Here is a 13653-nt window from a genome sequence, read left to right as displayed (position 1 = left end):
GAGCCCGATCAGCGGGCGCGGCAGAGCCATTCAGCCGCGTTCAGGCGGCGTGCGACAGGCTGGCGTCGTTGCCCTGCCCGTCCTCGGGGTCCTCGAAGCGTTTCCAGTCGATGATCATCACTTCGGTCAGCCCGCAATCGATCGCCAGCTGTGCCTCGATCTCCTCCAGCACTTGGTGGCAATGAATCGAGCCGTTCAGCGCCACCTCGGCGCGGCGCACCACCTTGTCGTCAGGCGTGGCAAACCAGATGCAATAGCGGTTCATGACGGCCTCCGATCAACCGGTCAGACAGCGCGCTTGTCAATAAACTCGGCAGCCCACCCCGCCCGGCCCCGCAATGCTCGCCGCACCCGCGATACGGCGACGCTTCTCGAACCGCCCGGGAGCGCGGCAATGACCGTAGGGAATCCCTGTGGGACGATGTTTCTCGCAAGCTCATACTACATATATCGGCGCAATTGCAGCCAGATCGCAAGCTTTTCCTCATAGGGGCGGGTATAGGCCGGGCTGGAAGACGGCAGCGCCAGCAAGGCCAAGGGGCTTGCGGCCAGGCTTTTCGCCGCCTTGAACGCCGTGCCGCCGTTGAATCCAATCGCCTCAAGCCGGGGAAGGGAACGCGTCAGCACCAGGAGGTCGTTGTGCTCGATGTCGTTGAGCGCGGCATCCAGGCTTCCCTGACGCCGCGCCTGCGCCACCACATCCCACAGCCCGACACGATGCTCCAGCAGGCAGCCGAGCCGGTCGGCATACGGCATCTCCCCCAAGGGCTCGTCCAGCACTTCGCCCAAGAGGCGCCAGAACTGGTTGCGCGGGTGAGCATAATACTGGCCGGCCGCCAGCGAGGCGTCTCCCGGCAGCGAGCCCAGGATCAGCAGCCGCACCTCGGGCGAGACGACCGGCGGGAAACAGTGCTTGTGAGGCGTCATGGTCTTACTCGGAAGGGGCTGCCGGAAGATAGCGTTCTGCTCGTGACACGGCCCGCTGAAGTGCGGCCGGTCAGAACAACTGCCCCTGCTGCCGCGCCAACCACGCCTTGACCGGGCCGAAGGTGCGGCGGTGCTCCGGCAGCACGCCGAAACGCTCGATCGCCGCCAGGTGCTCGGCCGTCGGGTAGCCCTTGTGGCGGGCGAAACCGAACTCGGGATGCAAGGCGTCGAGCGCCACCAGCTCGGCGTCGCGCGCAGTCTTGGCGAGGATGGACGCGGCAGAGATAGCCGGTTCCAACGCATCGCCCTTGACGATGGCGCGCGCCGGCACGGCGATGCCCTTGGGCACGCGGTTGCCGTCGATCAGCACTTCGCCGGGCAGGACCGACAAACCGGCCACGGCGCGGCTCATCGCCAGCATGGTGGCCTGCAGGATGTTGAGCCGGTCGATCTCGTCGACACTAGCGCTGGCGATGCACCAGGCGAGCGAGCGCTCGCGGATCAGCGGCGCCAGCTCGTCGCGTTGCTTTTCCGAGAGTTTCTTGGAATCCGCCAGCCCGGCGATCGGCCGGGCCGGGTCGAGGATCACCGCGGCGGCGAACACCGCCCCGGCAAGCGGCCCCCTGCCCGCCTCGTCGACACCGGCGATCATGCCGGCACCCCCGCCACCTGCAGCACCGCGTCGGCCGCGAGCTCGGCGGTATCCTGCTTCAGCTCGCGGTGCAGCGCGGTGAAACGGGCGGTGAGCGCCCGCCCGGCCGGCTCGTCATCGTAGAGTGCGGCCACGGCTTCGGCCAACCTTTCCGGCGTGGCGTCGTACTGCAGCAGCTCCGGCACCACCGAGTCGCCCAACAGGATGTTGGGCAGGCCGACCCACGGCAGCTTCAGCTTGCGCTTGACCAGACGGTAGGTGAGCCACGACAGCTTGTAGGTGATCACCATCGGTTTCTTGGTGAGCGCCACCTCCAGCGTCGAGGTGCCGCTCTTCACCAGCACCACGTCGCTGGCGATCATCGCCATTTGCGCGTGGCCAAACAGCTTGCGGATCGGCAAATCCCAGGCCTTGAGCCGGGACAGCACCCGGTCGAAGGCATCGAGCGTCGCCCGCGTCGCCAGCGGCACCAGGAACTGCGCCGCCGGGTAGCGCTCATGCAGCAACCGCGCCGTTTTGACGAAGATCTCGCCCAGGTAGTCGATCTCGCTGACGCGGCTGCCGGGCAGCAGCGCGAACACCGGCCCTCCCGGGAACAAGCCGAGCTGCTCGCGCATCGCGGCGGTATCCGGCACCAGCGGAATTTCTCCCGCCAGCGGATGGCCGACGAAGGTCACCGGCACGCCGGCCTTTTCATACAGCGGCGGCTCCATCGGAAACAGGCACAGCACCCGATCGGCCGCGTCGCCGATCTTCTGCACCCGCTCCGGGCGCCACGCCCATACCGACGGGCTGACGTAGTGGACGGTACGAATGCCCTTCTTCTTCAGCGACTTCTCAAGCCCGAGGTTGAAGTCCGGGGCGTCGATGCCGACGAACACGTCGGGGCGCTCGGCGATCAGGGCATCGCGCAGATGGGCGCGGATGCGCAAGAGCTCAGGCAGGCGCGACAGCACCTCGGCGTAGCCACGCACCGCCAGCCGCTCCTGCGGCACCACCGAGTAGAGACCCTGTGCCTGCATCCGGGGCCCGCCGATACCGGCAAACTCGATCTCGGGATGGCGTGCCTTGAGCGCCGCCATCAGGTGCGCGCCCAGCAGGTCGCCCGATGCCTCGCCGGCCACCATGGCGACCTTCAACGCGCCACTTCGCTTGAACAAGGGTTCCGGCATGATTTAGCGAATGATGCCCCGCTCCGACAGGCCGAAGAAGCGCACGAACGCCTCCAGCTCGGGATGGCTGGCCGCTTCGGCGATGATGGCCTGCTTGGCCTCGTCGAGCGACAGGCCGTTACGGTACAGTGTCTTGTAGGCCTGGCGGATGGAGCGGATCTGCTCCGGGGTGAAGCCACGGCGCTTCAGTCCCTCGGCGTTGATGCCGGAAGGCACGGCACGGTTGCCGTGCGCCATCACGTAGGGCGGCACGTCCTGCGCCACGGCGCTGGCGAACGCAGTCATGGCGTGCTCGCCGATGATGCCGAACTGGTGCACGCTGGTGAAACCACCCAGGATCACCCAGTCGCCGATCTGCACGTGGCCGGCCAGCGTGGCGTTGTTGGCAAAGATGGTGTGGTTGCCGACCTGGCAATCGTGCGCCAGATGCACGTAGGCCATGATCCAGTTGTCGTTGCCGAGGCGGGTCACGCCGACGTCCTGCGCGGTGCCGACGTTGAAGGTGCAGAATTCGCGGATGGTGTTGTTGTCACCGATCTCGAGCCGGGTCGGCTCGCCCGCGTACTTCTTGTCCTGCGGCATCGCGCCCAGCGAGCAGAACTGGAAGATGCGGTTGTTCTTGCCGATCGAGGTGTGGCCCTCGATCACCACGTGCGGCCCGACCCAGGTGCCGCTGTCGATGGACACGTTGGGGCCGACGATCGAATAGGCGCCGATCTCGACATCCGGGGCGACCCGGGCGTTCGGGTCGACGATAGCGGTGGGATGAATCGCCATGGTCACACCTCGCGCTTGGCGCACATGATCTCGGCCTCGCAGGCCACCTGACCGTCCACCAGGGCACGTGCCTTGTACTTGGCGATGCCACGCTTGGACGTGATTTCCTCCACTTCCATCACCAGCTGGTCACCCGGCACCACTTGGCGCTTGAAGCGGGCGTTGTCGATGCCGACGAAGAAGTACAGCTCGTTCTCGGCGCGCTCGCCCTGGCTCTTGATCGACAGGATGCCGGCCGCCTGCGCCAGTGCCTCTATGATCAGCACGCCCGGCATCACCGGATACTGCTCGAAGTGGCCGACGAAGAAAGGCTCGTTGATGGTCACGTTCTTGAGCGCCTTGACACGCTTGCCCGCCTCGAACTCGACCACGCGGTCCACCAGCAGGAACGGGTAGCGGTGCGGCAGGTATTTCATGATTTCACGTACGTCGACGTTCACGGCATGCTCAGTCATTATTCTGTTCCTTGCTGTCTTTCAGGGTCTTGATCTCGCGTTCGAGTTCTTTTACGCGTTTGACGAGATCGTCGAGATGTCTCAGGTGAACGGCGTTGGGCAGCCATTCCTTCATGGTGGAAAGCGGGTAGGATGAGGCATAGTTGTCCGGCTTCTTGATGCTCTTGGACACCAGCGTGCCACCACCGATATGGGTGCGGTCGGTCACCTCGATGTGGCCGACGAACATCGCCGCACCGCCGACGGTGCAATAGGCCCCGATCTTGGTGCTGCCGGCGATGCCGACGCAGCCGGCGATCGCGGTGTGCTCGCCGATCTGCACGTTGTGCGCGATCTGCACCAGGTTGTCGATCTTGGCGCCCTTGCGGATGATGGTGTCGGCCATGGCACCGCGGTCGACCGTGGTGTTGGCGCCGATCTCGACGTCGTCCTCGATCACCACCCGGCCGGTTTGCGGAATCTTGAACCAGTGGTCGCGGGCCCAGGCCAGGCCGAAGCCGTCCGCGCCGATCACCGTGCCGGAGTGGATGCCGACGCGCGAGCCGATCAGGCAACCGTGGTAAACCGTGACATTCGGGTGCAGCGTCACGTCATCGCCGATCACCACGCCATCGCCGATCACCACGCCCGGCAGGATGCGGCAGCGCTGGCCGATGGTCACATCACGACCGATGCTGACGTTGGCGCCGATCTCGCTGGAGGCATCGATGCGGCATCCCTCGCCGACCACCGCCGAGGCATGGATGCCGGGACGGGCCGGCGGGGCGGGATGGAACAGCGTCGCCACCTGGGCAAAATAGAGATAAGGGTCGTCGGTCAGGATCAGCGGTCCGCCATAGCCGGTTTCTTCGGCCAACTTGGGCGACATGATGAGCGCGCTGGCCGCGGTCGTCTCGAGCTGGCGCCGGAACTTGGCGCTGGCGAGAAAACTGATTTCGCCCGTCTTGGCGTCCTCCAACGGAGCCAGGCGTTCGACCAGGCAATCGTCACCACGCAGCTCGCCACCGAGCCGCGCCACGATTTCGGAAAGGGTGTATGCCATCAAAAACAAAGCCGACCCGGGGCCGGCTTCTCCGGAAAATAGAGGGAATTACTTGTCCAGTTCCTTGAGGACCTTGGCAGTGATGTCGTACTTGGGATTGACGTACACCGCGTCCTGCAGGATCAGGTCGAACTGTTCGCGCTCGGCGATCTGCTTGATGGTACGGTTGGCACGCTCCTGCACAGCGGCGAACTCCTCGTTGCGACGCAGATTGAAGTCCTCCGCCAGCTCGCGCCCCTTGGCCCGGTAATCGCGGTCGAGTCCGGCCAGCTCGCGCTCGTATTTCTTGCGATCATCCAGCCCCAAGCCGCTCTTGCCCAGCAGCGTTTCCAGCTGCTTGGCACGATCCTCCATCTTTTTCAGCTCGGTACGTCGGTCGCTAAACTCCTTCTCCAGCTTCTTCATCACCTGCTGTGCCGGGGCCGCCTCGCGATATACCCGCTCGGTGTTGATGTAGCCCAGCTTGAACTCGGCGGCCGTCGCAGCGAACGAAGCGGCCGCCACGGCGCAGGCGGCGAGCAAGCGAACAGTTTTCATCTTCATATGCGGACTCCGCTCAGAACACCGTCCCCAGCTGGAACTGGAAGGACTGCTTCTTGTCGCCCTCTTCCTTCTTCAGCGGTACGGCGTAGCTGAATTTCATCGGACCCATCGGCGACAGCCAGGTCAGCGCCGCGCCAGTCGAATAACGCAGCCCATCGCTCGGGGTAGAACCGGACACATTGCTGTCCCACAGGCTGCCGACGTCGAAGAACACGCTGGTGCGCACCGACTTGTTGTCGCGCATGCCCGGGAACGGGAACAACAGCTCGACGTTGCCGACCATCTTGGTGGTGCCGCCGAGGAAGTCGCCGTTGGTGTCCTTGGGACCGATACTGCCGGTCTCGTAGCCCCGTACCGAGCCCAGACCGCCCATGTAGAAGTTCTGGAAGAACGGCAGGGTCGCGCTCTTGCCGTAACCGTCGGCATAACCCACTTCGCCATTCAGCATCAGGGTGAAGGTCTTCGACAGCGGGAAATACCAGGTCTGCTGATGGCTCAGGCGATAGTATTGCAGGTCGAGGCCCGGCAGTCCGATATCGACCCCGGCGCGCAGCACCGCGCCACGCGTCGGCCACAAGGCGCTGTCGCGGGTATCGCGCGACCAGCTGATGGTGGACAACAAGGTATTGGCGCTCTTGCCGTACTTGTCGACAAAGTCGAGGTAGCGCTGCGGGCTGTCACTAAAGGTAGTGATGGCGGTCTGCTCCACCCCCAGGCTCAGGTTGATGCGGTCGAACTCGGTAATCGGCACGCCGAACTTGGCAGCGGCACCGGTGGTACGCGTCTTGTACTTGGAGACGTTGTCTTCCTGGGCATCGTAGGTGCGAGTGTACAAGTTGTAGCCCAAGCTGACGCCGTCGACCGTGAAATACGGGTCGTTGAAGGCGATGCTGGCGCTCTTGTTGACCTTGCCGGTGGAAATGCCGGCCGACAACGACTTGCCGGAGCCGAAGATATTGCTCTGCGACACGCTGCCGGAGAACACCAGACCCTGGCCCTGCACGAAGCCGATACCGGCCGAGATGCTGCCGGTCGGACGCTCCTTCAGGTTGATGTTCATGTCGACCTGGTCCGGGGTGTCGGCCACCGCCGGGGTTTCGACGTTGACATCCTCGAAGTAGCCCAACAACTCGACCCGTTCCTTGCTGCGCTTGATCTTGTCGGAGGCGTACGGCGCACCCTCGAGCTGGCGCAGTTCACGGCGCACCACCTCGTCACGCGTCTTGGTGTTGCCGGCGATATTCACGCGGCGAACGTAGGTCTTGCGGCCCGGATCGAGGAACAGCGTGAAGGCCACCTGACGCTTCTCGCGGTCGATCTCCGGCAGCGCATTGACGTTGGCAAAGGCGTAACCATCGTTACCCAGCCGGTCGCTGATGGCGGTTACTGAATCGTTGACCTTCTCGCGGCTGAACACGTCGCCAGCCTTGAACTGGATCAACTTGCGCAACTCGGCTTCCGGAACCTTCAGGTCGCCAGCCAGCTTCACATCGGAAATGGTATAGCGCTGACCTTCGTTGATATTGATGGTGAGGAACATGTCCTCCTTGTCGGCGCTGATCGAAACCTGGGTCGAGTCGATGTTGAACTCGAGGTAGCCCTGGTTCTGGTAGAACGCCTTGAGCTTCTCCAGATCGCCGGACAGCTTCTGCTTGGAGTACTGGTTATCCTTGGTGATCCACGACAGCCAGTCACCGGTCGTCAGAGAGAACTGGCCCAGCAGCGTATCCTGATCGAACGCCTTGGCGCCAACGATGCGGATTTCCTTGATCTTGGCTGTCACGCCCTCGACGATGTCAAGGGTGACGGCGACGCGGTTACGCTCCAGCTTGGTCACGCTGGGGGTAATTTCCACCGAGTACTTGCCGCGGCTGTAGTACTGACGCTTCAGCTCCTGAACGGCGCCATCCAGCAGGCCCTGATCGAACACGCGGGATTCGGCCAGGCCGTTTTCCTTCAGTGCCTTCTTGAGCTGGTCCTTGTCGAATTCCTTGGCACCGCTGATATTCAGCTGGGTGATCACGGGGCGCTCGATGACGGAAACGATCAGAACATCGCCCTGCGCTTCCATCCGAACGTCATTGAAGAAGCCGGTGGCAAACAATGCCTTGATCGCTTCTTTGGCCTTCTCGTCGGTAAAGGTATCGCCCACCTTGAGCGGCATGTAGTTGAATACCGTACCGGGTTCGGTGCGCTGCAAGCCCTCGACACGGATATCCTTGACCACGAACGGCTCGGCCGCCATGGCAGCAGACATGGAAAACAGACCGGCAATCGCCGCTGCAACGAGTTTGATTCTCATCGGTTTGTTCTAACCCCCAAAAAGGCGGCTGATGTCGTTTAGCAAGGCAAATGCCATCAACGAAGCCAGCAAGGCAAAACCTATTCTTTGCCCGAGTAACTGCGCCCGTTCACTGACCGGGCTCCCCTTAATCAACTCCGCCGTATAATACATTAAGTGTCCCCCATCCAGAATGGGGATGGGCAGCAGGTTCAATATGCCAATGCTGACACTGATCAGTGCCAGAAATTCGAGATAGGCGTCCAATCCTTGCCGTGCAGTCTGGCCGGCTACACTGGCGATGGTGATCGGTCCACTCAGATTGTTCCACGATGCCTGGCCGATCAGCATGCGCCCGAACATGCGCAGGCTCAGCACGCCGTTGGACCAGGTCTTTTGCAACGCCATCCCCCCGCTTCGGCGACGTCCGGATGCAACTCGTAACGCAGCGTCGCAAGCCAAGCGGCATCCACCGCCGGCGCCGCCCCGATCCGGCCGACAAAACCGGTGGGGGTTTCGACTGAATCCGGACGCAACGTCACTTGCCGACGCTCTTGGCCCCGCTGAAACGCCAGGGAAACCTCTTTGCCGGGGCTGTTGTGCACCATTCCCACCCACTCGGCCCAACTACGCAGGCTGCGGCCGTCGGCGCTCAGCAAGAGGTCGCCGGCACTTAGCCCGGCTCTTTGCGCAGCCCCACCCGGTTCGACGGCCCCCAACACCAGGGAATAGCGCACCGGCAATATGCCGATCTGGCCATTGCCGCCGGTTTCAGACCCGGCCTTCACGACACGGTTGAGACGCTGCCCGGCGACGGTTTCCACTTGCACCGTCAAGGGCTCGCTGGCATCGCTGCTGCGGTCGAGCAAGGCCAGGCTGATGTCATTCCATTGGGCGACAGGCGTACCGGCAATCGACAGAACCCGGTCTCCCGGCTGGAACCCGGCGATGGCAGCAGGACTCTCTGGCACCACCGTGCCCACCAGCGGCCGGTACAGGGTCAGACCATTGCCGATCACCACCCAGTAGAACAAGGTGGCGAGCAACAGGTTCATCACGGGCCCCGCCACCACGATCAACATGCGCTTGCCGACCGGCTGCCGGTTGAAGGCGCGCGGCCGGTCTGCCGGGGCCACGATCCCCTCGCGCTCATCCAGCATCTTCACATAGCCACCCAGGGGAATCGGGCAAACCGCCCACTCCGTCTCCCCCATTTCACCGTGAAGAGCGGCTTGCCAAAGCCGATCGAGAAACGCAGCACCTTCACTCCGCAACAACGAGCGGCGGCATAGTGGCCCAGTTCATGGAAAGTGACCAGAACGCCGATGGCCAGGAGGAAGGCGAGGATGGAAATCATAGTGGCAGCAGTGCCTCAAGGGATGAGCGGACCTCTCGATCCTTCTCCAGCAACGCATCCAGCGTAGAACTGGCGGACAAGTCAAAGCGGCCGAGGGCCTGCTCGACCAGTTCAGGAATACCCATGAAGCCTATCTTTCCGTCCAGGAAGGCTGCCACGGCAACTTCGTTGGCCGCATTCAACACCGCCGGGGCATCGCCCCCGCTACGCAGCGCCTCAAAGGCCAGCTTCAGGCAAGGGAAGCGCTCCAGATCCGGCTGTTCGAACGTCAGATTGGACAAGGTAAAGAAGTCGAGTGAGGCCACACCGGCGTCGATCCGCTCCGGCCACGCCATGGCGTAGGCGATCGGAGTGCGCATGTCGGGCGACCCCAGCTGGGCGACGACCGAACCGTCGCGGTATTGCACCATGGAATGGATGACACTCTGCGGGTGCACGACCACGTCGATGTTATCGGCCGGCGCATTGAACAACCAATGCGCCTCGATGACCTCCAGCCCCTTGTTCATCAACGAGGCGGAGTCGACGGAAATCTTCTGCCCCATCACCCAGTTCGGATGCTTGCACGCCTGGGCCGGGGTAACACCATGGAGTTCTGCGGACGACAACTGCCGGAACGGGCCGCCCGAGGCGGTCAGGATGATCTTGCGCACCCCGGCTTGCTCCAGCGAGCCGAGGTAACCATCGGGCAAGGACTGGAAAATGGCGTTGTGCTCGCTATCGACCGGCAACAACGCGGCACCACCCTCGCGCACGGCGCTCATGAAAAGCTGCCCCGCCACCACCAGCGACTCTTTATTAGCCAGCAAGATACGCTTGCCCGCACGGGCCGCTGCCAGAACCGAAGGCAGGCCCGCCGCCCCGACGATGGCGGCCATCACCATGTCGGCCTCCGGCAAGGTGGCGACCATCTCGAGGGCATGGGCACCGGCCAGGACCTCGACCGGCAGGCCGGCTTCATTCAGCCGCAAGCGCAACACGCTGGCGGCCTGCTCGTCGACCATGACCGCGAAGGCGGGACGAAACTGCCGGCACTGTTCGAATAGGCGATCTACCTGCCGGTGGGCTGCCAGCGCCACCACGCGGTAGCGCTCCGGGTGTCGGGCAACCACATCCAGCGTGTTCGTGCCGATGCTGCCGGTTGCCCCAAGTACTACGATTCCTTGAGGTTTCATCAGTTTGGCGATTTGGAGCCTGTTATGGACCTGCTCGCGAACTGCAGCAAGCATCCGGTGCGCTGGATGCAAGACGCGGTCGCGCCGGTCGATGTCATTCATTGGCCAAGCGCCGTAACGCCACAGGCGGCGCACAGGGCGCGTGGCCCTTCGGGTTGGAGCAAAAAAGCATTGCTCCCCGCTTGCGGTGCCCGCACAGCGGCGCAGATCACGCCTTGCCCTGCTGATTCTTAGCCGCCAACGCGGTTGTGATCACGCCAATAGCAGGCTACAGGCCACTCAGCGCGCGCAAGGCATTGCTCACGGCAAGCACGGCGATAAGGCTGTCGATACGATCATAAACCCCACCATGACCGGGAAGCAGCTGGCTACTGTCCTTGAGGCCAGCGGCACGCTTGAACCACGACTCCAGCAAGTCTCCGGCAATGCTGACAGCAGTCAGGGGAAGAGACAAGAGCAGCAGGCTCCATGGTGACAGACCCAGATGCAGCCAGCCCAGTTCATTCACCAGGAAAACATAAGCCGCCGTCGCCACCAGCGCGCCATAGACCCCCTCCCAGCTTTTACCGGGGCTGATCGACGGTGCCAGCTTACGCCGGCCGAACGCCTTGCCGGAAAAATAGGCTGCGATGTCCGCCACCCAGACCAACCCCATGATGGCCAAGAGCTGCTGCGCCTGTGCCACATTGGGTTGCGGCCGCCATTCGAGCAAGGCGAACCAGGCCGGGAACATCAGCAGCCAACCTAACAGCCGGGCACCCCAGCCGTTTCGGACCACCCAACGCCGCGACAACCACAGCGGCACCACCGCCAGCCAGAAAGCCAGCGCCAGAAGGTGTAGCCACGGCATCGCGGTGACCCGGCCAAACCAAGCCCCTGCCGCAAGCAGCGTCGAGATCGCCAGGTAGAGCCATTGGCCAGTACCGGCCATGCCCACCATCCGGCTGTACTCCCACAGTGCCAAGCCAACGACCAGCCACGAAAAAGCGGCCCATAACGGGGCCGAGAAGAAGAACAGTGCCGCCAGCATCAAAGGAAGCAGCACCAGTGCGGTCAGCACGCGTGTTTTCAGCATGGAGTCAGTCCCGGCGCAACGAGGCAGGCAGTTGCTCGCTTGTCCGGCCAAAGCGACGCTCGCGGCACCGATAGGACTGCACGGCCCCTTCCAAGGCCTGCTTGTCGAAATCGGGCCACAACAGATCGGTGAAGTACAGTTCGCTGTAAGCCAGCTGCCACAGCAGGAAATTGCTGATGCGCTGCTCGCCACCGGTACGGATGAACAGATCGGGCTCCGGGGCATAGGCCATCGACAAGCGACCAGCCAGCGCCTCTTCGGTGATGGCGGTAGCCCCCTCCCGGATCAGCCGGTTGACAGCCTGCAGCATGTCCCAGCGCCCACCGTAATCGGCGGCGATGGTCAGCACCAGGCCACCGTTGGCAGCCGTGCGCGCCTCGGCGGCTTCAATGCGTTCCACGATGCGCGGGGCAAAACGGGAGCGATCGCCGATAACCTTGAGGCAGATATTATTGGAATGCAGCTTCTCCACCTCGTTCTCCAGCGCACCCAGGAAGAGGTCCATCAGAAACGAGACTTCGTCCTGCGGGCGGCGCCAGTTTTCGGTGGAAAAGGCAAACAGGGTCAAATACTCGACCCCCAGTTCCTGGCAGCCCGAAACGACCTCACGCACCGCGCTCAGGCCTTTCTTATGGCCGGCGACACGGGGCAGAAAGCGTTTTTTAGCCCAGCGTCCGTTGCCATCCATGATGATGGCAATATGGCGCGGCACCGGGCGGACTTCAGGAATGGAACTAGTGGAACTACCGAACAAGTCGTTCCCCTTATACCGCCATCAGATCGGTTTCTTTGGCGGCAAGGGCTTTGTCGACTTCGGCAATGTACTTGTCGGTCAGCTTCTGGATGTCATCCTGGCCACGGCGCTCGTCGTCCTCGGTAATCGACTTGTCCTTGAGCAGGTTCTTGAATTCATTGTTGGCGTCGCGGCGGATATTGCGTACGGCGACACGGGCACCTTCAGCCTCGCCACGCACCAGCTTGATCAGATCCTTGCGGCGCTCTTCGGTCAGCATCGGCATCGGCACACGGATGATCTCGCCCATCGAAGCCGGATTCAGGCCGAGATCGGAATCACGGATGGCCTTTTCGATCTTGCCCAGCATATTCTTTTCCCACGGCTGGACGCCGATGGTGCGGGCATCGATCAACGTGACGTTAGCCACCTGGTTCACCGGCACGTCGCTACCGTAGTAATCCACCATGACATGATCCAGAATACCGGTGTGCGCGCGGCCGGTACGAACCTTGGTCAGGTCGTTCTTGAAGGCTTCCAGCGACTTCTGCATTTTCTGTTCGGCCGATTTCTTGACGTCGTTAATCATGTCAACTCCATGGATACTTGGAAAAACAAGGCGGAAAGCGGCTGCTGCCGTTTCCGCCTTTTTACTATTCGGTAAGGCTCAGCAGTGTACCAGCGTGCCTTCGTCTTCGCCAAGCACTACACGCTTGAGAGCGCCGGCCTTGAAGATGCTGAACACCTTGATGTTGAGGTTCTGATCCCGGCACAGCGCAAAGGCAGTGGCATCCATCACCTTGAGGTTGCGCGAAATCGCCTCGTCGAAGGTCAGCGTCTGGTAGCGCTGGGCATCCGGGTTCTTCTTCGGATCGTCGGTGTACACCCCATCCACCTTGGTGGCCTTGAGCATGATGTCCACGTTCATTTCCATGCCGCGCAGCGCTGCCGCCGTGTCGGTGGTGAAGAACGGGTTGCCCGTACCGGCCGCGAAGATGACGACCTTGCCCTCTTCCAGATACTGCATGGCCTTACCGCGCACATACGGTTCGGCGATCTGCTGCATGGTCAATGCCGATTGCACCCGCGCCACCAGCCCCACCTTGGTCATGGCATCCTTGAGGGCCAGCGCGTTCATCACCGTCGCCATCATGCCCATGTAGTCGGCCGTGGCACGATCCATACCGGAGGCCGCCGGCGCCACGCCGCGGAAGATGTTGCCGCCGCCGATGACGATGCCCACCTCGATGCCCAGATCGACCACCTCCTTGATCTGCCCCACGATTTGCTCGATCGTGGCGCGGTTGATCCCGTAGCTATCGTCACCCATCAGGGCCTCGCCCGACAGTTTGAGCAGAATACGTTTATAGGCAGGAGCTTGGCTCATAGTCACCTCGGTGGCAGTTTTCAGTCAGTCAATTTGCAAAACGGCACCCTGCAAGCAGGGTGCCGTTCTAATCAGTC

General features: G+C 62.7%; 16 protein-coding genes and 1 pseudogene. All 17 read right to left on the bottom strand.

Going from position 1 to position 13653, the window contains the following annotated elements:
- Positions 1-40: 40 nt before the first annotated feature.
- Positions 41-265, bottom strand: coding sequence for a hypothetical protein (locus tag ABKF58_RS13270; RefSeq protein WP_024303090.1), 225 nt, complete (start codon positions 263-265; stop codon positions 41-43).
- A gap of 176 nt (positions 266-441) precedes the next feature.
- Positions 442-927 (bottom strand): DNA-deoxyinosine glycosylase, encoded by a 486-nt coding sequence (locus ABKF58_RS13265; RefSeq protein ID WP_008953656.1) that lies wholly within the window; start codon positions 925-927, stop codon positions 442-444.
- 70 nt (positions 928-997) lie between these two features.
- Positions 998-1579, bottom strand: coding sequence for a ribonuclease HII (gene rnhB, locus ABKF58_RS13260; RefSeq protein ID WP_482581147.1), 582 nt, complete (start codon positions 1577-1579; stop codon positions 998-1000).
- Positions 1576-2751, bottom strand: coding sequence for a lipid-A-disaccharide synthase (gene lpxB, locus ABKF58_RS13255; protein ID WP_482581145.1), 1176 nt, complete (start codon positions 2749-2751; stop codon positions 1576-1578). Before lpxB ends, rnhB begins: the two co-directional genes overlap by 4 nt.
- Positions 2752-2754: 3 nt before the next feature.
- Positions 2755-3528, bottom strand: coding sequence for an acyl-ACP--UDP-N-acetylglucosamine O-acyltransferase (gene lpxA / locus ABKF58_RS13250; RefSeq protein WP_008953653.1), 774 nt, complete (start codon positions 3526-3528; stop codon positions 2755-2757).
- 2 nt (positions 3529-3530) lie between these two features.
- Positions 3531-3983 carry a 3-hydroxyacyl-ACP dehydratase FabZ gene (gene fabZ / locus ABKF58_RS13245; protein WP_008953652.1) on the bottom strand — a complete coding sequence of 151 codons (453 nt, stop codon included), beginning with the start codon at positions 3981-3983 and terminating at the stop codon, positions 3531-3533.
- Positions 3976-5025 (bottom strand): UDP-3-O-(3-hydroxymyristoyl)glucosamine N-acyltransferase, encoded by a 1050-nt coding sequence (lpxD, locus tag ABKF58_RS13240; RefSeq protein ID WP_482581143.1) that lies wholly within the window; start codon positions 5023-5025, stop codon positions 3976-3978. The genes fabZ and lpxD overlap by 8 nt, the downstream gene beginning before the upstream one ends.
- Positions 5026-5073: 48 nt before the next feature.
- Positions 5074-5568 carry an OmpH/Skp family outer membrane protein gene (locus ABKF58_RS13235; protein WP_008953650.1) on the bottom strand — a complete coding sequence of 165 codons (495 nt, stop codon included), beginning with the start codon at positions 5566-5568 and terminating at the stop codon, positions 5074-5076.
- A 13-nt stretch (positions 5569-5581) separates the two neighbouring features.
- Complete coding sequence (gene bamA, locus ABKF58_RS13230) at positions 5582-7870, bottom strand: outer membrane protein assembly factor BamA (RefSeq protein WP_014087619.1); 2289 nt, start codon at positions 7868-7870, stop codon at positions 5582-5584.
- 9 nt (positions 7871-7879) lie between these two features.
- Positions 7880-8257 (bottom strand): site-2 protease family protein, encoded by a 378-nt coding sequence (locus ABKF58_RS13225; RefSeq protein WP_482581141.1) that lies wholly within the window; start codon positions 8255-8257, stop codon positions 7880-7882.
- A complete protein-coding gene (locus ABKF58_RS13220) occupies positions 8221-8673 on the bottom strand; it encodes a PDZ domain-containing protein (RefSeq protein WP_482584381.1) in 453 nt (150 codons plus the stop codon). Before ABKF58_RS13220 ends, ABKF58_RS13225 begins: the two co-directional genes overlap by 37 nt.
- A gap of 102 nt (positions 8674-8775) precedes the next feature.
- Positions 8776-9206 (bottom strand): annotated as a pseudogene (gene rseP / locus ABKF58_RS13215) (RIP metalloprotease RseP); the annotation flags it as partial.
- Positions 9203-10381, bottom strand: coding sequence for a 1-deoxy-D-xylulose-5-phosphate reductoisomerase (gene ispC / locus ABKF58_RS13210; protein ID WP_482584379.1), 1179 nt, complete (start codon positions 10379-10381; stop codon positions 9203-9205). The gene ispC and the pseudogene rseP, both read right to left, overlap by 4 nt.
- Positions 10382-10649: 268 nt before the next feature.
- Positions 10650-11456: a phosphatidate cytidylyltransferase gene (locus tag ABKF58_RS13205; protein WP_482581140.1), complete on the bottom strand. Its 807-nt coding sequence runs from the start codon at positions 11454-11456 to the stop codon at positions 10650-10652.
- A gap of 4 nt (positions 11457-11460) precedes the next feature.
- Complete coding sequence (uppS, locus tag ABKF58_RS13200) at positions 11461-12144, bottom strand: polyprenyl diphosphate synthase (protein WP_008953645.1); 684 nt, start codon at positions 12142-12144, stop codon at positions 11461-11463.
- A gap of 76 nt (positions 12145-12220) precedes the next feature.
- Positions 12221-12778: a ribosome recycling factor gene (gene frr, locus ABKF58_RS13195; RefSeq protein ID WP_294863736.1), complete on the bottom strand. Its 558-nt coding sequence runs from the start codon at positions 12776-12778 to the stop codon at positions 12221-12223.
- A 78-nt stretch (positions 12779-12856) separates the two neighbouring features.
- Entirely contained in the window at positions 12857-13576 is a 720-nt protein-coding gene (pyrH, locus tag ABKF58_RS13190; protein ID WP_008953643.1) for a UMP kinase, read from the bottom strand.
- Positions 13577-13653: the final 77 nt, after the last annotated feature.

The sequence above is a fragment of the Pseudogulbenkiania sp. AW2-16 genome (assembly GCF_056824575.1).
Note: the sequence above shows the minus strand (reverse complement) of the source record. Positions and strands in the feature narration are given on the sequence as shown.